We start from the raw sequence: 21,555 nt of genomic DNA on the forward strand, positions 1-21,555 counted from the left end.
GTCGGCGTCGTCGGGTTGAGCGTGTTGTCTTTCGGGTCAGCTTTTTGCGATCGCCCACGGAAAAAGGGCAAGCGCTGGTCCCACCTTCCCGGAAGGGTGCAGCAATCCTGCTCGACGTCTTTCTGAACAGTTCACAACGGTTACGACTGTTGGCGCTTGCGCTGGCCAACCGCCCGTTTTCATTGACTGGACGGTCAGCAAACGCGGGCGGAATCCCTCCGCCCGGGTCGAGGGGGCGCGCAGATTACTGGCTTGCGCGCTGGCCCTCAAGTGCCCCTCTCCAGAAGCACCTGACGCAGATCAGGTTTTTTTAGAAGTGCACTTTGATCAACGCACTGGTCACGCTCTGGTTGGTATCGAGCCGGTCGCTGTTCTCGATGCCGTATTTGTCTTTCCAGTAGCTGTATTCGATACCTACGTAGAGCTGCTTGGCCCCGAGTTTCAGGGCCTTGCCCAGGTCGTACTTGACCTGCGGGTTGAACTGCAGGTTGGCGTGGTAGGTGCCGCGGCGCTTGGTCTCGTCGTTGTCCACCACCCAGTCCATGTAGCCATCGATCAGGATGTCGGACGAACCCACGGGGATGGTGTAGGAGAACGTCGGGGTGATCTGCCAGACGTTATCGCCGGCGCGGCTGCCTTCGGTGTGGCGGTTGTAGAAATTCAGGGTGAAGTAGTTGAAGCCGGGAATCGCCAGGTCGAAGCCGGGGCCGATCAGGTAGGCCTCGTTGTCGCCTTCGCCGGACTCGTAGCTCAGGGCCAGCAGCACGTCCTTGATCGGGCCCAGCTCGATCTTGCGGTCGAAGATCTTGCCGAAGGAGAAGCGCTCGGTGAACTCGCCGTAGTAGGTGCGGTAGCCTTTGCCGCGGTCGGCCTGGCCGTTGTAGAAGATCTTGTCGACGAACAGGAAGGTGTCGCCGTACTTCCACTTGTTGGCGTGTTCGAAGGTGATGGTCTGCTGAATCGCAGGGTTGACCTTGAAGTCCTTGCCGTACAAATAGCTGAGGCTGTTGGATTGCCACAGCAGAAGGTCCCCCGCTACCGCTGGAAGGCTCGCCAGCAAACTGCTGCCCAGGAGAAGGGAAGTGGTGGTGCGTTTCATGTTGTGATTCCCGGCTAATTATTGTTGTTCGTTGCGCTTTCTTCGGCGCGAAGCGCCCCGACCGGCCCGCTCCCACGGGTCGGCGGTACTGCGTGTTGCTCGGGGAGTGCGGGGTGGCCGTGCGCCACCCCTAAAGCCTCAATGGTGCGCGGCGGCTTGGTTGTGCGAGGCGCGTTCGGCGCCGCCGAGAATGTTGAACAGCAGGTTCAGCACCAGCGCGCTAACCGTCGCCATGGCAATGCCGCTATGGGTGATGGGCTCCATCCATTGCGGCATCTGCGCGAAGAACTCCGGGCGAACCACCGGAATCAGGCCCATGCCGACGCTCACGGCCACCAGCAACTGGTTGCGCCGGTCGCTGATATCGGCTTCCTGGAGAATCTTGATCCCGGTAGCGGCCACCATGCCGAACATGGCGATCGAGGCACCGCCCAAGACCGCCGGAGGAATCGAGGCGATCAGGAAGGCCGCTTTCGGCAGCAGACTCAGAAGGATCAGCAAGCCACCGGCCACCACCGTTACGTAACGGCAGCGCACGCCGGTCATCTGCACCAGGCCGATGTTCTGGGCGAACGAGGAGTGGGTGAAGGTGTTGAAGAATCCGGCGACGAACGACGCACCGGCGTCGCACATCAGGCCGCGACGCAGCATGCCCGGGGTCACTTCGCGGTCGGTGACCTTGCCCAGGGCGAGGAACATGCCGGTGGACTCGACGAAGATGATCACCACCACCAGGCACATGGACAGGATCGGCGCCAGGCTGAAGGTCGGCATGCCGAAGTGCAGTGGGGTCACCACTTGCAGCCAGGGCGCCTGGTCCAGGCCGGTGAGATCGACCATGCCGATGGAGCCAGCAAGGATGTAGCCCAGGCCCATGCCGATCAGCACCGACACGTTGACCCAGAACCCACGCATGAAGCGGTTGACCAGCAGGATGGTGGCCAGCACCAGGCCGGCGACGGTCAGGTAGATCGGCGAGCCGAAGGTGGACGCCTCGACGCCGCCACCCGCCCAGTTCACCGCCACCGGGAACAGCGACAGGCCGATGGAGGTGATCACCGTACCGGTGACCAGCGGCGGGAAGAAACGCACCACCTTGGACATGAAGGGCGCGATCAGCATGCCGAAGAACCCGGCGGCGATGGTCGCGCCGAAGATCCCCTGCAAACCGACGCCCGGCATCCCGGCCATGGCCACCATGCTGCCCACGGCGGCGAAGCTGGCACCCATCATCACCGGCATGCGGATGCCGACAGCACCAATGCCGAACGACTGGACGATGGTGGCGACACCGGCGACCAGCAGATCGGCATTGATCAGGAAAGCGACTTCTTCTCGGGAGAGTCCGGCAGCCTGGCCGATGATCAGCGGCACCGCGATGGCGCCTCCGTACATCAGCAATACGTGCTGCAGACCCACGAGGATGAGTTGCAGCAGGGGCAGCGGCTGTCGTGGCGGCGCATCGGGGATGTACGCCTGGCGAGACTCGGACATGCAGCACCTCGAGTTTTGTTGTTATTTTTTTGAGCCGCAGCGCCCGGGCGGCAGGGCTTTCGGCCTGTGGTTCCCGTCCGGGGCGCCGCGTGAAGCTTGCAGCGGTGTTACGCGTGTTGCGGGGCGGATCAGTTGACCTTGGCGCCGTTGGCGATCCAGTCACCGACCAGCTTGCGTTCTTCGGCAGTCATCTGGGTGATGTTGCCCAGCGGCATGATCTGGCTGGCGACGGCCTGGGCCTGGATGCGCGGGGCCATGGCCTGGATCTGTTGCGGGGTGTCGAGCATCACGCCGGCAGGTGCGGCGCTGAACAGCGGGCTGGTCGGCTTGGCCGAGTGGCACACGGTGCAGCGTTCCTGGATGACGTTATGGATCTTGTCGAAACCGGCACCGCCCGCAGCGGCGGTGGCTTGCGCAGGGGCTTCGGCCGGGGCGGCTGGTGCGGCCGGTTCGGCAGGCTTGGCCTGTGCGGCTTGCCAGGCGGCGGCCTTTTCTTCCTCGGCACGCTCGGCGGCGGTCTTGCCACCCAGTGCGGTTTCCGGCAGCGGCTGGTATTCGATCTTCGCCGCAGCTTGCTCCGGTGCAGTGCTCGGTACTCGTGCAGGACCGGTGACATAGGCCAGGCAGATCATCGCCAGTGCGCCGGCAGGCAGGGCCCAGGCGTACTTGTTGCTGTCGTGGCGGGTGTTGAAGTAGTGACGGATCAGCACCGCCGCGACCGCGATACCGGCCAGGATCGCCCAGTTGTACTTGCTGCCGTAGGTGCTCGGGAAGTGGTTGCTGATCATGATGAACAGCACCGGCAGGGTGAAGTAGTTGTTGTGCCGCGAGCGCAGCAGGCCCTTGGCCGGCAGCACCGGATCAGGGGTCTGGTTGGCTTCGATCGCCGCTACCAGCTGGCGCTGGGCCGGCATGATGATGCGGAACACGTTACCGACCATGATGGTGCCGATGATGGCGCCGGTGTGCAGGTAAGCACCACGACCGCTGAACACCTGGCTGAAGCCGTAGCAGGCGGCGATGATCAGTACGAACAGGACCAGGCCGAGCAGGGCGGGTTGCTTGCCCAGTGGCGAGTCGCAGAGGAAGTCGTAGATGAACCAGGCGGCGATCAGCGAGCCGACACCGATGGCCACGCCTTCGAAGCCGGTCAGGGTGCTGCCCGGAGCCAGCAGGTAAAGGGTCGGCTGCCAGTAGAACACCAGGCACAGCAGGGCGATGCCGGACATCCAGGTGAAGTAGGCTTCCCATTTGAACCAGTGCAGGTTCTCCGGCATTTTCGGCGGTGCCAGCTTGTACTTCTCCAGGTGGTAGATACCGCCACCGTGGATCGCCCAAAGGTCACCCGACAGCCCGTCCCGCGGGTTGGCGCGGTTCAGGTTGTTTTCCAGCCAGACGAAGTAGAACGACGCGCCGATCCAGGCCACGCCAGTGATCATGTGAACCCAGCGCACGCTCAGGTTCAGCCATTCCAACAGATGTGCTTCCACAGTCTTGTACCTCTTGCCGGCCACCGAAATACGGTGTTCGGCCTTCTCTTATTGGTGGGGATTGAGGATCAGTTGCTCATCCTCGGTAAAGAAATGCTCGTCGCAGTTGTTGCCGGAACCACTGCGATCAACCACCAGGAAGTCATCCCGCTTTTCGATCGTCAGCACCGGGTGGTGCCAGACGCCGCGATGGTAATTGACGCCCTGCCTGCCATTGCTGACGAAGGCACGGACGTGACCTGATACAGGTGCATCGCCAAGTGGCGCGACCACGATCAGAAAGGGGTTGCCGAGCAGCGGAATGAAGGCCTGGCTGCCCAGCGGATGGCGTTCCAGCATGCGTACGGTCAGCGGCATGTCCAGCGCGTCGGCGCGGAAGATGCTGATGATCGCCTTGTCTTCCGGCTGGGCGGTTTCCACCGTGGCCAGCTTGTGGAAGCGCATGGTCGAGCCGTTGTTGATCATGAAGTGGTCGCTGCCGTCGGTTTCGATCACGTCACCGAAGGGGGCGAAGGCTTCTTTGGTCAGGGGCTCGATCACTAGAGTACGCATGCTTTTATTCTCTGAATTCTGTGTTGTATGTCGTCAGGCGCTGCGGTGCAGTTCTTACAGTTGCAGCAGGCGGAACAGGGCGATCAGGTTGATCTGCGCCAGGGCTTCCTTGAATTCGGTATCGGCATCGTTATGGATGCGGGTCTCGAAGGAGGCGAGGATCTGGTGCCGGTTGCTGCCTTTCACCGCCATGATGAACGGGAACTTGAATTTGGCCTTGTAGGCGTCGTTGAGCTCGGTGAAGCGGGCGAACTCTTCGGCGGTGCACTGGTGGATGCCGGCGCCGGCCTGCTCGTTGGTGCTCGACTCGGTCAGCTCGCCCTGGATCGCGGCCTTGCCGGCGAGGTCCGGGTGAGCGTTGATCAGCGCCAGCTGGGCGGCGTGATCGGCGCTGAGAAGGATGTCGCTCATGCGCTGGTGCAGGTTCTCGATCTGGTCCAGCTCCTGGAGCTGGCCGAGGTCGTAGGCTTTCTCCGCCACCCAGGGCGAATGCTCGTAGATGTCGGCGAACGCCTTGATGAACGCGGCACGGTCCAGGGTCGAGGGAGTCAGGGTCTTGAAAGCGGTCATTGCGAAATCTCGGCGTTGAAAGGGTGGGTGGCGTGCCAGTGGCGGGCGATGTCCACGCGACGGGCAAACCAGACCTGGTCGTGGCTCTTGGCGTAGTCGATGAAGCGCTTGAGCGAGGCCAGGCGCGCCGGACGGCCGACCAGGCGGCAGTGCAGGCCGATGGAGAGCATCTTCGGCGCGGTTGCGCCTTCTTCGTAGAGCACGTCGAAGGCGTCCTTCAGGTACTGGAAGAATTGCTCGCCGCAGTTGAAACCCTGGACCTGGGTGAAGCGCATGTCGTTGGTGTCCAGGGTATAGGGGATCACCAGGTGCGGCTTGCCGGTCGGGTTGTTCGGCTCCCAGTAGGGCAGGTCGTCGTCGTAGGTATCGCTGTCGTAGAGGAAACCGCCTTCCTCCATCACCAGGCGCCGGGTGTTCGGGCCGGTGCGGCCGGTGTACCAGCCCAGCGGACGCTCGCCGGTCAGTTCGGTGAGGATTCGGATGGCTTCGAGCATGTGCTCGCGCTCCTGGGCCTCGTCCATGTACTGGTAGTCGATCCAGCGGTAACCGTGGCTGCAGATCTCGTGGCCGGCCTCGACCATGGCGCGGATCACGTCCGGATGGCGCTGGGCGGCCATGGCCACGGCGAAGATGGTCAGCGGCACGCCGCTGTCCTTGAACAGCTTGAGCAGGCGCCACACGCCGGCGCGGCTACCGTATTCGTAGAGCGACTCCATGCTCATGTTGCGCACGCCCTGCAGCGGCTGGGCGGCGACCATCTCGGAGAGGAAGGCTTCGGATTCCTTGTCGCCGTGGAGGACGTTGCGCTCGCCACCTTCTTCGTAATTGAGCACGAAAGACAACGCGACGCGCGCATTCCCCGGCCAGTGCGGATGAGGAGGGGTATTGCCATAACCGATCAGGTCGCGAGGATAATCAGCGCTCACTGCAGTCTTCCTTCTTGTACGTGAAAACGGAGGGTGGTGGCATGCGCAGGTTTGCGGTGGGCCACGACGATGGAGTGATTGTATACAACTTTATTTACGATTTGTAAGCCTGTTTTTTCCCATTTCTTCGTCGCACCCTGCTCTATATGCCTAGCAAGAAACCTGCCTGATTGGTCAGCTAATGACGGCCGCGTCTTTATCAGGCGCGGCTTGGCGATTAATGGAGGGTTGCCGGGCATGTGTAGCGCTGAATCGTAAAATTGCCAGAAAAATTGTGTACAATTTTTCGATAAAATGTCTTAATGCTTCCACCGCCGCCTGCCACTGTGTTTCCCTCTGGTGCAGGCGGGTATTTTTTGCCCATAGAGTGAACACGAGGCGATCAAGCAATGGGACGTTTGACCACGCATGTACTGGATGCCGCACATGGCTGCCCTGGCAGCTCGATCAAGGTCGAGCTGTACCGCGTCGAAGGCCAGCAACTGGAGCTGGTGACCACCGCGCTGACCAACAGCGACGGCCGTGTCGACGCGCCGCTGCTGCAGGGTGATGACTACCGCAGTGGTGTCTACCAACTGCAGTTCAGCGCCGGCGACTACTACCGCGCCCGTGGCGTGCAACTGCCCGAGCCGGCATTCCTCGATGTGGTGGTGCTGCGGTTCGGCATCAACGACAAGCAGGATCATTACCACGTACCGCTGCTGATCTCGCCCTACAGTTACTCGACCTATCGCGGAAGCTAGTTGGTCGCTAGAAGAATCTTCGTAGGTCCTTGGCCCGCTCACACTGGCGGGCTTTTTTTCGTCTGCTGTTTTTGTGGTGTTCTTCTGGGCCTCATCGCTGGCAAGCCAGCTCCCACAGGGTCTGTATTGCCCTGTGGGAGCTGGCTTGCCAGCGATGAGGCCCGGGAGAGCACCCACAAAAAAGCCCCACCCGAAGGTGAGGCTCTCTGCCCTGCATCCAACCCTTACAGGAAGATGAACTTGGCAATGAAGATCGCGCACAGCACCCACAGGCTGGCCGAGATCTCCTTGTGCTTGCCGGTGAAGGCCTTGAGCACCACATAGGTAATGAAGCCCAGGGCAATGCCGTCGGCCACCGAGAAGGTCAGCGGCATCATGATCACGGTGACGATCGCCGGGATGCTGTCGGTGGCTTCGTCCCATTCGATATGGGCCATGCTGCCCATCATCAGCATCGCCACGTAGATCAGCGCACCGGCGGTGGCATAGGCCGGGATCATGCCGGCCAGCGGGGCGAAGAACATCGCCGCGATGAACAGTACGCCCACCACCACGGCAGTCAGCCCGGTACGCCCGCCGGCAGCGACGCCCGCGGCACTTTCCACGTAGCTGGTCACCGGCGGTACGCCGACCACGGCGCCGAACACGCTGGAGGCGCTGTCTGCCTTCAACGCCCGCGACAGGTTTTCGATGCGCCCGTCGGCATTCACCAGGTTGGCGCGCTGGGCCACGCCCATCAGGGTGCCGGCGGTGTCGAACATATGCACGAAGAGGAAGGCCAGGACCACGGCGATCATGCTGACGTTGAACACCCCGGCCACATCCATGGCCATCCAGGTCGGCGCCAGGCTTGGCGGCAGCGAGAACACCCCGCCGTATTCCACCAGGCCCAGGCCCCAGCCGGCCAGGGTCACGGTGATGATGCTGATGAGGATCGCGCCGAACACCCGGTGATAGCTGAGCACCGCGATCATCAGGAAGCACAGCGCCGCCAGCAGCGGGCCGGGCTCGTTGAGGTGGCCGAGCTTGATCAGGGTGGCCGGGCTATCGACCACGATGCCCGCGGTCTTGAGGCCAATCAGTCCGAGAAACAATCCGACGCCGGCGCCCATGGCGTGGCGAAGGCTGACCGGGATGCTGTTGAGCAGCCACTCCCGCACGCGGGACAGGGTGAGGAACATGAACAGCACCCCGGACACGAACACCGCGCCCAGCGCGGCCTCCCAGGTGTAGCCCATGGTCCCGACCACGGTGTAGGTGAAGAAGGCGTTGAGCCCCATGCCCGGCGCCAGGCCCACCGGCCAGTTGGCGTACAGCCCCATCAGCAGGCAGCCGAGGGCGGCGGCGATGCAGGTGGCGACGAACGCCGCACCGTGATCGATGCCGGCATCGGCCATGATGTTGGGGTTGACGAAGATGATGTAGGCCATGGTGATGAAGGTTGTCAGGCCCGCGATCATCTCGGTCTTGACGGTGCTGCCGTGTTGCTTGAGTTTGAAAATCCGTTCCAGCCAGCTCGTTTCGAGCGGTGGAGCAAGATCCAGCGTAGGGGCGTCGGATTTGCGGCTTTCCACAGCGAGTACTCCTCAAGTCTTTCTTGTTTTTCAGAGCTGGTCCTGCACGTTGACTGGGGGCTCTGCGAGGGAAGGTGTCGGCGACTCCGGACTCTGAGTTGACTTCTGGGTCAGGAAGTTGCCCGGTGGATTATGCTTTTGTATACAAAGAATGCAAATACTGTTTTATTGGGTGTGCGCAGTTTGTTTGTCACAAGGGCTATAACGAATGATGGCACCTGCGGAAATGCCAATTGCTGTGTACAATGCGGCAATACCTTATGCCGTCATTTTTCTACCCAGGACTTGCCATCGCCCCACTGGCTGGTATTACAGTCGAGGCCCGATAGGTGAATCTTCGTGCGCGAGTGCCCATGAACGAACAGTTACAACCCCTCAAGAAAGCCCCGCGGGCCGGCAAGACCGGCGGTCGCAGCGGCACCCAGGACGATATTGTCTACGCGCATATCTTCGAAGCCATTCTCGAACAGCGATTGGCCCCGGGTACCAAGTTGAGTGAGGAAGCACTGGGCGAGATCTTCGGCGTCAGCCGCACCATCATCCGCCGCGCCCTGTCGCGCCTGGCCCATGAAAGCGTGGTGCTGCTGCGGCCCAACCGCGGTGCGGTGGTGGCCAGCCCCACCGTCGAGGAAGCGCGCCAGGTGTTCTTCTCCCGGCGCATGGTGGAGCGGGCGATCACCGAGCTGGCGGTGCAGCACGCCACGGCCGAGCAACTGAATGAACTGCGCGAGATGGTGCGCGAGGAGCGCGACAGCTTCTCCCGTGGCGACCGTGGCGCCGGTATCCGTCTCTCCGGCGAATTCCACCTCAAGCTCGCCGAGGCTGCCGGCAATGCGCCGCTGATCAGCTTCCAGCGCAGCCTGGTGTCGCAGACCTCGCTGATCATCGCCCAATACGAAAGCGGCAACCGCTCGCACTGTTCCTATGACGAGCACATGCAACTGATCGACGCCATCGAGGCCCGCGACGCGGCCAAGGCAGTGGACCTGATGATGCACCACATGGACCACATCGACAGCAAGCTGAACCTGGACGAGGAAAGCGCTTCGGATGATCTGCATGCGGTGTTCTCGCATCTGTTGCAGAGCAAGAAGCGTGGTGGGGCGGTGTCGGCCAAGGGCTGAAAACTGCACATATGCGAAAAGGGGCTCATGAATGAGCCCCTTTTTGTGGGCGATGAATAACCCTGTGGGAGCTGGCTTGTCAGCGATTGCTGTAGTGAATTCACCATAGCTATCGCTGGCAAGCCAGCTCCCACAGGTTCAGCGTTCAGCCGCGCTGATGGACGCAAACACCCGCTGCAAAGGTCTGGCTGATGGTGCGGTCATCGCCCAGGGTGGTCAGCACGAACAGCGTCTCCTCGATGCTGTTCGATTGCTGCAGGCGGTAATCCAGCAGCGGCGTGGCCTTGTAGTCCAGCACCACGAAGTCGGCATCGTTGCCGGCCTTCAGGCTGCCAATCCGGTCATCCAGGCTCAGCGCCCGCGCGCCACCCAGGGTTGCCAGGTACAGCGACTTGAACGGATGCAACCGAGCCCCTTGCAACTGCATAACTTTGTACGCCTCGTTCAGCGTATTGAGCAGCGAGAAGCTGGTGCCGGCACCCACGTCGGTACCCAGCCCGACCTTGACCTTGAACTGCTCCGCCTGTGGCAGGTTGAACAGGCCGCTGCCGAGGAACAGATTCGATGTCGGGCAGAACGCCACGGCCGAGCCGGTCTCGGCCAGGCGCTGGCATTCGGCATCGCACAGGTGCACACCGTGGGCGAACACCGAGCGCTCGCCGAGCAGCTTGAAGTGGTCGTACACATCCAGGTAGCCACTGCGCTCGGGGAACAGCGACTTCACCCAGTCGATTTCCTTGAGGTTTTCGCTCAGGTGGGTGTGCATGTACAGGCCGTCGTATTCGCCCAGCAGTTGCCCGGCCAGTTGCAGCTGTTCCGGGGTGCTGGTCGGGGCGAAGCGCGGGGTGACCGCGTAGTGCAGGCGGCCCTTGCCGTGCCAGCGTTCGATCAGCGCCTTGCTTTCGGCATAGCCGGATTCGGCGGTGTCGGTCAGGTAGTCCGGGGCATTGCGGTCCATCATCACCTTGCCGGCGATCATGCGCAGGTCGAGGCGTTCGGCCTCTTCGAAGAAGGCGTTCACCGACTCCGGGTGCACGCTGCCGAACACCAGGGCGGTGGTGGTGCCGTTGCGCAGCAGTTCCTCGATGAAGATCCTGGCCACCTTGTCGGCATGGGCCTTGTCGGCGAACTGCTTCTCGCAGGGGAAGGTGTAGGTGTTCAGCCAGTCCAGCAGTTGTTCGCCGTAGGAGCCGATCATGCCGGTCTGCGGGAAGTGGATATGGGTGTCGATGAAGCCAGGGGTGATCAGCTTGTCCTGGTAATGCACCACTTCGATATCGGCGGGCAGGGTCGGCAGCAGGTCGCCGGCATGGCCGACACGGCTGATCTTGCCGTTTTCCACCACCAGCAGGCCGTCCTCGAAATACTCGAAGGAGGCCTCGATGCCGACTTCCGCAGGGTCGGCGATGCTGTGCAGGATGGCGGAACGGTAGGCTTTGCGGGTTGCACTCATAACGGTCTCGTCAAATGGCTTGGCTGCGCCGTGAGGGCGGCAGCAATTGAGCAATGGGTTCGGCGTTCGCGGCCGGGTTGTGCTGGCCGAAACTGGCGTTGTAGGTGGCGATGATCTCGGCGGCGATGGACACGGCGATCTCGATCGGCAGCTTGCCCTTGACCTCGGCCAGGCCCATCGGGCAACGCATGCGCTGCAGGCGCTGGGCATCGAAGCCGCGGTCGCGCAGGCGGTGTTCGAATTTGGCGCGCTTGGTCTTCGAGCCGATCAGGCCGAACCAGGTGAAGTCGTTGCGCTTGAGGATGGCGGCGGTGAGTTCCAGGTCGAGCTGATGGTTGTGGGTCATGACGATGCAGTAGCTGCCTGGGGGCAGTTCATCGACCTCGTCCACCGGCTCGTCGGCGACGATCTTGCTGACCCCGGCGGGCAGGGTCGCGGGGAATTCCTGCTCGCGCGAGTCGATCCAGCGCACCCGGCAGGGCAGGGCGGCGAGCAAGGGTACCAGAGCGCGGCCGACATGGCCTGCGCCGAACACGGCAATCTGCGCCTGCACCGCGCCCATGGGTTCGAACAGCAGCACGGTGGCGCCGCCACAGCATTGGCCGAGGCTGGCGCCCAGGCTGAAGCGTTCGAGGTGGGGCGCTTCGCGGCCTTCGGCGAGCATCTGGCGGGCGATGTGCATGGCCTTGAACTCCAGATGGCCGCCGCCGATGGTGTCGTACAGCTGGAAGGCGCTGACCACCATTTTCGAACCGGCGTTGCGCGGGGTGGAGCCGCGCTCCTCGATGATGGTCACCAGGACACAGGGCTCGCCCTGGGCCTGCAACTCGGCGAGGGCGTTGATCCATTGGTGCATGATTGATGTCCTCTCCAGGAATCTTGTGGTGCTTCTACTGGCCTCATCGCTGGCAAGCCAGCTCCCACAGGTACTGCGCCGCACTCAGGGCAGTGGTGAACCTGTGGGAGCTGGCTTGCCAGCGATAGGGCCAGCAGCCTTCCATAAACAGGCCAGCCCTTTATTCGGTGACCGCCTCGACCTCGACCGAAGCCTGTCGCTGCGCCACCTTCTTCCTCATCTGTTCACAGCCCCACAACACCCGTTCCGGCGTCGCCGGTGCATCGATATTCGGCTGTTCGCGATAATCGGCCAGGCTCGCCACCGCATCCTTGATCGCGCACCACGCGGCGATCCCCAGCATGAACGGCGGCTCGCCCACGGCCTTGGAGTGGAATACGGTGTCCTCGGGGTTCTTGCGGTTCTCCACCAGCTTCACCCGCAGGTCGATCGGCATGTCCGCCACCGCCGGGATCTTGTAGCTGGCCGGGCCGTTGGTCATCAGCTTGCCCTTGGCGTTCCACACCAGCTCCTCGGTGGTCAGCCAGCCCATGCCCTGGACGAAGCCACCCTCGACCTGGCCGATATCGATGGCCGGGTTCAGCGAGGCGCCGACGTCATGCAGGATGTCGGTGCGCAGCATCTTGTACTCGCCGGTCAGGGTATCGACGATCACTTCGCAGCACGCCGCGCCGAAGGCGAAGTAGTAGAACGGCCGGCCGCGTGCCTGGTTGCGGTCGTAGAAGATCTTCGGCGTGCGGTAGAAGCCGGTGCTGGACAGCGACACCTGGGCGAAGTACGCCTGCTGGATCAGCGCTTCGAAGGTAATGATCTCGTCGCGCACTCGTACATGGTTGTTGCGGAACTCGACGTCTTCCTCGGTAACCTTGAAGTGCCGTGCGGCGAATTCCACCAAGCGCTTCTTGATGATCTCGGCCGCGTTCTGCGCCGCCTTGCCGTTCAGGTCGGCACCGCTGGAGGCGGCGGTCGGCGAGGTGTTGGGCACCTTGTCGGTGTTGGTCGCGGTGATCTGGATGCGCTCGATGTCCACCTGGAACACCTGGGCCACCACCTGCGCCACCTTGGTGTTCAGGCCCTGGCCCATCTCGGTGCCGCCGTGGTTCAGGTGGATGCTGCCGTCGGTGTAGATATGGATCAGCGCACCGGCCTGGTTGAGGAAGCTGGCAGTGAAGGAAATGCCGAACTTCACCGGGGTCAGCGCCAGGCCTTTCTTGAGGATCGGGCTGTTGGCGTTGAAGCGCCGGATCGATTCGCGGCGCTCGGCGTAGTCGGCGCTGGCCTCCAGCTCGGCGGTCATTTCTTCGAGCAGGTTGTGCTCAACGGTCTGGTAGTAGTGGGTGACGTTGCGCTCGGTCTTGCCGTAATAGTTGGCCTTGCGCACCGCCAGCGGGTCGAGCGCCAGGTGCCGGGCGATGCGGTCCATCACTTCCTCGATGGCGACCATCCCCTGCGGCCCGCCGAAGCCGCGGTAGGCGGTGTTCGATGCGGTGTTGGTCTTGCAGCGATGGCCGTGCACCGTGGCATCGCCTAGGTAGTAGGCGTTGTCGGAGTGGAACATCGCGCGGTCGACGATCGAGCCCGACAGGTCGGGCGAGTAACCGCAGTTGCCGGCCAGGTCGAAGTTGATGCCGTGGAGGCGGCCGTCGTCGTCGAAGCCCACGTCGTACTCGACATAGAACGGGTGGCGCTTGCCGGTCATGGTCATGTCCTCGACCCGCGGCAGGCGCATCTTGGTCGGCTGGCCGGTCAGGCGAGCGATCACCGCGCACAGGCAGGCCGGGCTGGCCGCCTGGGTTTCCTTGCCGCCGAAACCGCCGCCCATGCGGCGCATGTCGAGGACGATCTTGTTCATCGGCACGTCCAGCACCTCGGCCACCAGCTTCTGCACTTCGGTGGGGTTCTGGGTGGAGCAGTAGACGATCATCCCGCCATCTTCGGTGGGCATCACCGAGGACACCTGGGTTTCCAGGTAGAAGTGTTCTTGGCCGCCGATGTGCAGCGTGCCCTGCAGGCGGTGCGGGGCACTGGCCAAGGCGCTGGCCGAGTCGCCGCGCTGGTGGGTGTGGCTATCGAGCACGAAGTGCTTCTTGCGCAGGGCCTCGACCACGTCGAGCACTGGCTCCAGGTCCTCGTACTCGATGATTGCCGCCATTGCCGCACGGCGCGCGGTGTCGAGGTCGCGGGCGGCCACGGCGATCACCGGCTGGCCGAAGAACTCCACCTTGTCGATGGCCAGCAGCGGGTCGCCGGCCACCACCGGGCCGATGTCCTTGAGGCCGGGAATGTCCTCGTGGGTGATGGCGATGCGCACGCCCTCGAAGGCGTAGCACGGGCTGGTATCGATCTTCAGGATGCGCGCATGGGCGCGGTCCGCGGTGCGGGCATAGACGTGCAACTGGTTGGGGAATTCCAGGCGGTCATCGATATACACCGCTTCACCGGACACCTGCTTGTCGGCGCTGTCGTGCTTGACGCTGCGACCGACCCCGGTGGTCAGGTCCTGGCTGAACAGTTCGGCCAGTTCGGCCTGGCTCTTGGCCACGTGATGATGGTTAGACATAAGCGGTCACCCGGGTCTCGATGTGCGGTGTTTGCAGTTCGATGAAGTACTTGCGCAGCAGGTTCTGCGCGCCCAGCAGGCGGTATTCCTTGCTGGCGCGGAAGTCCGAGAGCGGGGTGAAGTCTTCGCCCAGGGCCTGGCAGGCCTTCTCCAGGGTGGCCTGGTTGAACGGCTTGTCGGTCAGCGCCGCCTCGCAGGCACGGGCGCGTTTCGGGATCGCCGCCATGCCGCCGAAGGCCACCCGGGCCTGCTCGATCACGCCATTCTCGATGCGCAGGTTGAAGGCCGCGCACACCGCCGAGATATCGTCGTCCAGGCGCTTGGACACCTTGTAGGCGCGGAACGCCCAGTGGCTGCGCGCCTTGGGCACGATGATGCGCTCGATGAACTCGCTGTCCTGGCGCGCGGTGATGCGGTAGTCGATGAAATAGTCTTCCAGCTTCAGGGTGCGGGTGCTCTCGCCCTTGCGCAGCACCAGCTGCGCGCCGAGGGCGATCAGCAAGGGTGGCGAGTCGCCGATTGGCGAAGCGTTGCCGATATTGCCGCCCAGGGTGCCCTGGTTGCGGATCTGCAGCGAGGCGAAGCGGTGCAGCAGTTCGCCGAAGTCCGGGTACTCGGCGCTGAGGGCGTCGTAGCAGTCGGTCAGCGGGGTGGCGGCGCCGATCTCGATGCGGTCGTCGAAGTGCTCGATGCGGTTGAGTTCGGCGACGTTACCCACATAGATCATCACCGGCAGGGTCTTGTGGAACTGGGTCACTTCCAGCGCCAGGTCGGTACCGCCGGCCAGCAGCCGGGCTTCCGGGTGCGAGCCGTAGAGGTCGGCCAGATCGGCTACGGTCAGCGGCACCAGGCAGCGCTTGTCGCCGCTGTTCAGTTCGCCGGTTTCGCTCGGGGCGATGGCTTTCAGGCGCTCGATGGTCTGCGCCTGGGCGGCATCGAACTGGTCGGGCTTGGCCTGGCAGCAGGATTGCTCGGCGGCGGCGAGGATAGGGCGGTAGCCGGTGCAGCGGCAGAGGTTGCCGGCCAGGGCTTCCTGGGCCTTGTGCAGGTCCGGCGCGTCGCTGTTCTTCTGCAGGGCGAACAGCGACATGACGAAGCCCGGGGTGCAGAAACCGCATTGCGAGCCATGGCAATCGGCCAGGGCCTGTTGCACGCTGTGCAGCTTGCCCTGGTGCTTGAGGCCCTCGACGCTGATCAACTGCTTGCCGTGCAGCGAGGAAACGAAGGTCAGGCAGGAGTTCAGGCTGCGGTAACGCAGGCTTTCCTTGCCCTGGGCGTCGGTAGCGAGCTCGGCCACCACCACCGAGCAGGCACCACAGTCACCGCTGGCGCAGCCCTCCTTGGTACCGGTTTTGCCCAGGTGCACGCGCAGGTAGTCGAGCACCGTCATGTTGGGATCCAGGGCATGCTCACTGCGCAATTCCTGGTTCAAGAGAAACTGGATCACGGAAGGGCCTCACAAGCGAATTTATTGTTGTTGAGCGGACTGAGGCGGAATGTATTCAGCCTTGACTTTCCGGTCAATGATTTTCTGACTTAAGGGTCAGGAAATTTTCCACGCACGGTCATCCGCAGCGCTTTTCCCTGTCTTCAGTTAAGCACCGATCACGTAGGAAAACGCTGAGATGGATGAGTGAACGGTTGCAAGCAGCATGCCCAATTCTCGGCTAGCCTTGACTGAATTCTTCGCGGGGAGTCGGGCGTACGCTGAGGAATGCCCTCGGACCCATGAAAAGTCGTACGCCAGGCACGAAAAGCTCGTGCAGGTTGACGGCGTCTTTCATGCTGGCAAAGGGCATTTGCGGTACACTTCCGGGTTTTTAGCCGTTCAACGATTGCGAAGGACAACCATGACGTTCAAGGCGCCGGACAGCCTCTCCGAGCAAATTGCCCACTACCTGGCCGAGCGGATCATCCGGGGCGAACTCAAGCCTGCCGAACGCATCCAGGAACAGAAGGTCACCCAGGCGCTGAATGTCAGCCGCGGCTCGGTGCGCGAAGCGCTGCTGATCCTCGAACGCCGTCACCTGGTGACCATCCTGCCGCGCCGTGGCGCCCACGTGACCGAACTCAACGAGCACAACCTGCGCAGCCTCTGCGCGCTGATGGGCGAGCTGTACATCCTGCTGGGCAACTCGGTCGCCACCGGGCACCAGAGCCAGGCCGACCTGGCGCCGTTCCTCGGCATCCAGCAACGGCTCACCGAGGCCTGCGCGCGCAAGGACATCCAGACCTTCGTCGAGGAAAGCTTCGCGGTGATGCGCGCCGCCTATCCCTTCGCCAACAACCCCTACCTGCAGGAAACTGTCGAGAACCTGCAGCCGGCCATGAGCCGTGCCTATTACCTGGCGCTGGACCGGCGAAAGGCGCAGATGAACGACTTCCTGGTGCTATTTGCCCAGTTGCTTCAGGCCGTGGTCGCTCGTGACCTGGCCAAGGTCCGCGAGGTGTTGAGTACCTACTGCAGCCGCAGCTGCGAACTGGTGCTCTCGGCCCTGGTGGCCGACTGACCATGCGCCTCAAGTGCATCCGCCTGGCGGGCTTCAAGTCGTTCGTCGACCCGACCACGGTCAACTTCCCCAGCAACATGGCCGCAGTGGTCGGGCCCAACGGCTGCGGCAAGTCCAACATCATCGACGCGGTGCGTTGGGTGATGGGCGAAAGCTCGGCGAAGAACCTGCGCGGCGAATCGATGACCGACGTCATCTTCAATGGCTCCACCAGCCGCAAGCCGGTGAGCCAGGCGAGCATCGAGCTGGTTTTCGACAACAGCGACAACACCCTGGTGGGTGAATACGCCGCTTATGCCGAGATCTCGATCCGCCGCAAGGTGACCCGCGACGGGCAGAACACCTATTACCTCAACGGCACCAAATGCCGACGCCGGGACATCACCGACATCTTCCTCGGCACCGGCCTGGGGCCGCGCAGCTACTCGATCATCGAGCAGGGCATGATCTCCAAGCTGATCGAGGCCAAGCCGGAAGAGCTGCGCAACTTCATCGAGGAAGCCGCGGGCATCTCCAAGTACAAGGAGCGCCGCCGCGAAACCGAGAACCGCATCCGCCGCACCCAGGAAAACCTCGAGCGCCTGACCGACCTGCGCGAAGAGCTGGAGCGCCAGTTGGAGCGCCTGCATCGCCAGGCCCAGGCGGCGGAGAAATACACCGAATACAAGGCCGAGGAACGCCAGCTCAAGGCGCAGCTGGCGGCCCTGCGCTGGCGTGCGCTGGACGAGCAGGTACGCCAGCGCGAAAGCGTGATCGGCGACCAGGAAGTGTCCTTCGAGGCGCTGGTGGCGGACCAGCGCAATGCCGACGCGAGCATCGAAAGGCTGCGTGACGGGCACCATGAGCTGTCCGAGCGCTTCAATCTGGTGCAGGGGCGCTTCTATTCGGTAGGCGGCGATATCGCGCGCATCGAGCAAAGCATCCAGCACGGCCAGCAGCGCCTGCGCCAGTTGCAGGACGACCTCAAGGAAGCCGAGCGCTCGCGCCAGGAAACCGAATCCCACCTCGGCCACGACCGCACCTTGCTGGCGACCCTCGGCGAAGAGCTGGAAATGCTCGAGCCGGAACAGGAAATGACCCTGGCCGCCGCCGAGGAAGCTGCCGCGACCCTCGAGGAAGCGGAAACCACCATGCACGGCTGGCAGGAACAGTGGGACGCCTTCAACGCCCGCTCCGCCGAGCCACGGCGCCAGGCCGAGGTGCAGCAGTCGCGGATCCAGCAACTGGAGCACAGCATCGAACGCCTCTCCGAGCGCCAGCGCAAGCTGGGCGAAGAGCGCGATCAGCTCAGCGCCGACCCGGAAGACGCGGCCATTCTCGAACTGGCCGAACAGGTCGCCGGCAGCGAACTGGCGCTGGAAGACCTGCAACTGGAAGAACAACAGGCCGCGGAGCGTCTCGACACGCTGCGCGAGCAACTGCAACAGGCGACCCAGGCCCAGCAGCAGGCGCAGGGCGAATTGCAGCGCCTCGGCGGCCGGCTGGCCTCGCTGGAGGCCTTGCAGCAGGCGGCGCTGGAACCGGGCAAAGGCGCCGCCGAATGGCTGCGTGAGCAGGGGCTGGAACAGCGCCCGCGCCTGGCCGAGGGCCTGCGGGTCGAAAACGGTTGGGAGCTGGCTGTGGAAACCGTGCTCGGTGCCGACCTGCAAGCGGTACTGGTGGAGGATTTCGACACCCTGGCCTTCGACGGCTTCGCCCAGGGCGAACTGCGCCTGCTGGATGCCAGGCCCGGCGCGACCCGCCTGCCCGGTAGCCTGCTGGACAAGGTCGAAGGCGCCGTGGACCTGGCGCCATGGCTGGGCCGGGTACGCCCGGTGGAAACCCTGGACCAGGCCCTTGCACAGCGTGGGCAACTGGGCGAGGGCGAAAGCCTGGTCAGCCGTGACGGCTACTGGGTGGGGCGGCACTTCCTGCGGGTCAGCCGGGCCAGCGATGCCCAAGGCGGTGTGCTTGCCCGTGGCCAGGAACTGGAGCGCCTGGGGCTGGAGCAAGAGGAGCAGGAGGCGCGCCTGGCCCAGCTTGACGAGCAGCTCGGGGAACTGCGCGAGCAGCAGCGTCACCTGGAAGACAGCCGCGAACAGCTGCGTCGTCGTGCCCAGGAAGAAGCCCGCCAGCAAGGTGAATTGAAAGCGAAGTTGTCCGCCGGCAAGGCCCGCGCCGAACAGCTCAACCTGCGTCGCCAGCGTCTTGAAGATGAACTGGCCGAGGCCGCTGGACAGCGCGCGATCGAACAGGAGCAACTGGGTGAGTCGCGCCTGATCCTGCAGGAATCCCTGGAGCTCATGGCCCAGGACACCGAGCAGCGCGAGCTGCTGCTGGCCCAGCGCGACGGCCTGCGCGAGCACCTCGACCGCGTTCGCCAGGAAGCCCGCCAACACAAGGACCACGCCCACCAGCTGGCCGTGCGCCTCGGCTCCCTGCGGGCCCAGCATGATTCCACGCGCCAGGCCCTGGAACGCCTGGAGCTGCAATCCGAACGCCTCACCGAAAAGCGCGAACAGCTCAGCCTCAACCTGGAGGAGGGCGAGGCGCCGCTGGAAGAGCTGCGCCTGAAGCTGGAGGAGCTGCTGGAAAAACGCATGAGCGTCGACGAGGAAATGCGTCAGGCGCGGCTGCACATGGACGACGCCGACCGCCAGCTGCGCGACGCCGAAAAACGCCGCAGCCAGGCCGAGCAGCAGTCGCAGCTTCTGCGCGGCCAGCTCGAACAGCACCGCCTGGAATGGCAGGGCCTCAGCGTGCGGCGCAAGACCCTGCAAGAACAACTGCACGCCGACGGCTACGACCTCGACGGCGTGATCGCCACCCTGACCCCGGAGGCCAGCGAGCTGGAGGCCGAAGCCGAACTCGAGCGCCTTGACGGCCGCATCCAGCGCCTTGGCGCGATCAACCTCGCGGCCATCGAGGAATACCAGCAGCAATCCGAGCGCAAGCGCTACCTCGATGCCCAGGACGCCGACCTGGTGGAAGCCCTGGACACCCTCGAGAACGTCATCCGCAAGATCGACAAGGAAACCCGCAACCGCTTCAAGGATACCTTCGATCAGATAAATGCCGGATTGCAGGCACTTTTCCCGAAAGTTTTCGGTGGCGGCAGCGCTTACTTGGAACTGACGGGCGAAGATTTACTCGATACAGGGGTAACGATCATGGCGCGGCCGCCAGGCAAGAAGAACAGCACCATTCATTTGCTCTCCGGCGGTGAAAAAGCGCTGACCGCCCTGGCCCTGGTATTTGCCATTTTCAAATTGAACCCGGCACCGTTCTGCATGCTCGATGAAGTCGATGCGCCGCTGGACGATGCCAACGTCGGCCGCTATGCGCGGCTGGTCAAAGAGATGAGCCAGACCGTCCAGTTCATCTATATCACCCACAACAAGATCGCCATGGAGATGGCCGATCAACTGATGGGGGTGACCATGCATGAACCCGGCTGTTCGCGGCTGGTGGCGGTGGATGTGGAGGAGGCGATGGCCATGGTCGACGCCTGAAACGGGAGTTTATGCACGATCTTTGGGCAAATGCGCCGGTCAAGTGGCCTAGACGGTGTAAAGTTATCTTTGGTCGTGCTAGCTTAATGTCAATTTTTCGTGCGTGGGTAAAACGTCAGTCAGAACATAGAGTTGGCGCCACGTTTTAAAGGGTTTTAACCCTTTTATTTTTCAGCATTTTTTACAGAGGCACGGGATTACATGGAAATCGGTCTGCGCGAATGGCTGATCGTCATCGGCATCATAGTTATCGCCGGTATTCTCTTCGACGGCTGGCGCCGCATGCGCGGTGGCAAGGGCAAGTTGAAATTCCGTCTGGACCGCAGCTTCTCCAATCTTCCTGACGACGACAGCAACGCCGAAGTGCTCGGCCCGTCCCGCGTGCTGGACACGCACCAGGAACCGCAACTCGACGAAGACGACCTGCCTTCGATGAGCGCCCCGGCGCGCGAGCCCAAGGCGGGCAAGGCCAGCAAGCGTGGCAAGCGCGGCGAGCCGCTGCAGGGCGACCTCGCCCTCAGCGCCGAACCGCGCGAGCCTGACCTGTTCGCCGACGCCGAAGACGACTTCCCGGCGGAAAACACCCGCACCACCACGACCACCGGCTACGGTACCGCCGCTGAAGGCAAGGAACTGCCACCGGTCGAGGAAGTGCTGGTGATCAGCGTCATCTCCCGCGACGAAGGCGGCTTCAAGGGCCCGGCCCTGCTGCAGAACATCCTCGAGAGCGGCCTGCGCTTCGGCGAAATGGACATCTTCCACCGTCACGAAAGCATGGCCGGCAACGGCGAAGTCCTGTTCTCCATGGCCAACGCCGTCAAGCCGGGGGTCTTCGACCTGGACGACATCGACCACTTCAGCACCCGCGCCGTCAGCTTCTTCCTCGGCCTGCCGGGCCCGCGTCATCCGAAGCAGGCCTTCGACGTGATGGTGGCTGCCGCACGCAAGCTGGCCCACGAACTCAATGGCGAACTCAAGGATGACCAGCGCAGCGTCATGACCGCGCAAACCATCGAACACTACCGCCAGCGCATCGTCGAATTCGAGCGCCGTGCGCTGACCCAGAAACGCTGAAGCACGCAGTTGATACCACAGGGGCCGCTTAGCGGCCCT

The 21,555-nt window shown here is 63.2% G+C and carries 16 protein-coding genes; 5 read left to right on the forward strand and 11 right to left on the reverse strand.

The features are described from left to right. Nucleotides 1–310 precede the first annotated feature (310 nt). The 6 genes from N7650_RS08045 to puuE form a co-directional block, all read right to left on the reverse strand. Nucleotides 311–1,099, reverse strand: coding sequence for an outer membrane protein OmpK (locus tag N7650_RS08045; RefSeq protein ID WP_064302570.1), 789 nt, complete (start codon nt 1,097–1,099; stop codon nt 311–313). Between the two features lie 138 nt (nt 1,100–1,237). Then, nucleotides 1,238–2,593, reverse strand: coding sequence for a nucleobase:cation symporter-2 family protein (locus N7650_RS08050; protein WP_009396146.1), 1,356 nt, complete (start codon nt 2,591–2,593; stop codon nt 1,238–1,240). Nucleotides 2,594–2,721: 128 nt separating this feature from the next. Further along, a complete protein-coding gene (locus N7650_RS08055) occupies nt 2,722–4,083 on the reverse strand; it encodes a urate hydroxylase PuuD (protein WP_009396148.1) in 1,362 nt (453 codons plus the stop codon). A 48-nt stretch (nt 4,084–4,131) separates the two neighbouring features. Further along, entirely contained in the window at nt 4,132–4,635 is a 504-nt protein-coding gene (locus N7650_RS08060; protein WP_009396150.1) for an ureidoglycolate lyase, read from the reverse strand. Between the two features lie 54 nt (nt 4,636–4,689). Next, nucleotides 4,690–5,205: a 2-oxo-4-hydroxy-4-carboxy-5-ureidoimidazoline decarboxylase gene (uraD, locus tag N7650_RS08065; RefSeq protein WP_009396152.1), complete on the reverse strand. Its 516-nt coding sequence runs from the start codon at nt 5,203–5,205 to the stop codon at nt 4,690–4,692. Beyond that, nucleotides 5,202–6,131, reverse strand: coding sequence for an allantoinase PuuE (puuE, locus tag N7650_RS08070; RefSeq protein ID WP_009396154.1), 930 nt, complete (start codon nt 6,129–6,131; stop codon nt 5,202–5,204). Before puuE ends, uraD begins: the two co-directional genes overlap by 4 nt. 389 nt (nt 6,132–6,520) lie before the next feature. On the opposite strand from puuE, the gene uraH reads away from it, so the two are divergent. Next, nucleotides 6,521–6,874, forward strand: coding sequence for a hydroxyisourate hydrolase (gene uraH, locus N7650_RS08075; protein ID WP_009396156.1), 354 nt, complete (start codon nt 6,521–6,523; stop codon nt 6,872–6,874). Nucleotides 6,875–7,098: 224 nt separating this feature from the next. Here the strand turns inward: uraH and N7650_RS08080 are convergent, their stop codons facing one another. Beyond that, nucleotides 7,099–8,334 (reverse strand): NCS2 family permease, encoded by a 1,236-nt coding sequence (locus N7650_RS08080; protein ID WP_240160561.1) that lies wholly within the window; start codon nt 8,332–8,334, stop codon nt 7,099–7,101. Nucleotides 8,335–8,801: 467 nt separating this feature from the next. On the opposite strand from N7650_RS08080, the gene N7650_RS08085 reads away from it, so the two are divergent. After that, entirely contained in the window at nt 8,802–9,572 is a 771-nt protein-coding gene (locus tag N7650_RS08085) for a GntR family transcriptional regulator (protein ID WP_009396159.1), read from the forward strand. Nucleotides 9,573–9,717: 145 nt separating this feature from the next. On the opposite strand, the gene guaD is transcribed toward N7650_RS08085, so the two are convergent. The 4 genes from guaD to xdhA all read right to left on the reverse strand — a co-directional run bounded on the left by guaD (nt 9,718) and on the right by xdhA (nt 15,888). Further along, nucleotides 9,718–11,025 (reverse strand): guanine deaminase, encoded by a 1,308-nt coding sequence (guaD, locus tag N7650_RS08090; RefSeq protein ID WP_009396160.1) that lies wholly within the window; start codon nt 11,023–11,025, stop codon nt 9,718–9,720. Between the two features lie 10 nt (nt 11,026–11,035). Then, the gene (gene xdhC / locus N7650_RS08095; RefSeq protein ID WP_009396161.1) at nt 11,036–11,881 is read right to left on the reverse strand and encodes a xanthine dehydrogenase accessory protein XdhC; all 846 of its coding nucleotides are present in this window, start codon (nt 11,879–11,881) and stop codon (nt 11,036–11,038) included. Nucleotides 11,882–12,041: 160 nt separating this feature from the next. Beyond that, a complete protein-coding gene (gene xdhB, locus N7650_RS08100) occupies nt 12,042–14,441 on the reverse strand; it encodes a xanthine dehydrogenase molybdopterin binding subunit (RefSeq protein ID WP_279897758.1) in 2,400 nt (799 codons plus the stop codon). Beyond that, a complete protein-coding gene (gene xdhA, locus N7650_RS08105; protein ID WP_279897759.1) occupies nt 14,434–15,888 on the reverse strand; it encodes a xanthine dehydrogenase small subunit in 1,455 nt (484 codons plus the stop codon). The genes xdhB and xdhA overlap by 8 nt, the downstream gene beginning before the upstream one ends. 403 nt (nt 15,889–16,291) lie before the next feature. On the opposite strand from xdhA, the gene N7650_RS08110 reads away from it, so the two are divergent. From N7650_RS08110 to zipA, 3 genes are all read left to right on the forward strand, one after another. Next, nucleotides 16,292–16,951 (forward strand): GntR family transcriptional regulator, encoded by a 660-nt coding sequence (locus N7650_RS08110; protein ID WP_009396167.1) that lies wholly within the window; start codon nt 16,292–16,294, stop codon nt 16,949–16,951. A 2-nt stretch (nt 16,952–16,953) separates the two neighbouring features. After that, nucleotides 16,954–20,442, forward strand: coding sequence for a chromosome segregation protein SMC (smc, locus tag N7650_RS08115; protein WP_279897762.1), 3,489 nt, complete (start codon nt 16,954–16,956; stop codon nt 20,440–20,442). Nucleotides 20,443–20,643: 201 nt separating this feature from the next. After that, entirely contained in the window at nt 20,644–21,516 is an 873-nt protein-coding gene (gene zipA / locus N7650_RS08120; RefSeq protein WP_009396170.1) for a cell division protein ZipA, read from the forward strand. The last annotated feature ends 39 nt before the right edge of the window (nt 21,517–21,555 follow it).

Source organism: Pseudomonas sp. GD04058 (genome assembly GCF_029836855.1).
Taxonomy (GTDB): Bacteria; Pseudomonadota; Gammaproteobacteria; order Pseudomonadales; family Pseudomonadaceae; genus Aquipseudomonas; species Aquipseudomonas bharatica.

Bases quoted from the DNA above. Each gene is read 5' to 3' on its own strand.
- N7650_RS08045 (WP_064302570.1), bottom strand. From the start codon at position 1,099: ATGAAACGCACCACCACTTCCCTTCTCCTGGGCAGCAGTTTGCTGGCG.
- N7650_RS08050 (WP_009396146.1), bottom strand. From the start codon at position 2,593: ATGTCCGAGTCTCGCCAGGCGTACATCCCCGATGCGCCGCCACGACAG.
- N7650_RS08060 (WP_009396150.1), bottom strand. From the start codon at position 4,635: ATGCGTACTCTAGTGATCGAGCCCCTGACCAAAGAAGCCTTCGCCCCC.
- uraD (WP_009396152.1), bottom strand. From the start codon at position 5,205: ATGACCGCTTTCAAGACCCTGACTCCCTCGACCCTGGACCGTGCCGCG.
- uraH (WP_009396156.1), top strand. From the start codon at position 6,521: ATGGGACGTTTGACCACGCATGTACTGGATGCCGCACATGGCTGCCCT.
- N7650_RS08080 (WP_240160561.1), bottom strand. From the start codon at position 8,334: ATGATCGCGGGCCTGACAACCTTCATCACCATGGCCTACATCATCTTC.
- N7650_RS08085 (WP_009396159.1), top strand. From the start codon at position 8,802: ATGAACGAACAGTTACAACCCCTCAAGAAAGCCCCGCGGGCCGGCAAG.
- guaD (WP_009396160.1), bottom strand. From the start codon at position 11,025: ATGAGTGCAACCCGCAAAGCCTACCGTTCCGCCATCCTGCACAGCATC.
- xdhC (WP_009396161.1), bottom strand. From the start codon at position 11,881: ATGCACCAATGGATCAACGCCCTCGCCGAGTTGCAGGCCCAGGGCGAG.
- xdhB (WP_279897758.1), bottom strand. From the start codon at position 14,441: ATGTCTAACCATCATCACGTGGCCAAGAGCCAGGCCGAACTGGCCGAA.
- N7650_RS08110 (WP_009396167.1), top strand. From the start codon at position 16,292: ATGACGTTCAAGGCGCCGGACAGCCTCTCCGAGCAAATTGCCCACTAC.
- smc (WP_279897762.1), top strand. From the start codon at position 16,954: ATGCGCCTCAAGTGCATCCGCCTGGCGGGCTTCAAGTCGTTCGTCGAC.
- zipA (WP_009396170.1), top strand. From the start codon at position 20,644: ATGGAAATCGGTCTGCGCGAATGGCTGATCGTCATCGGCATCATAGTT.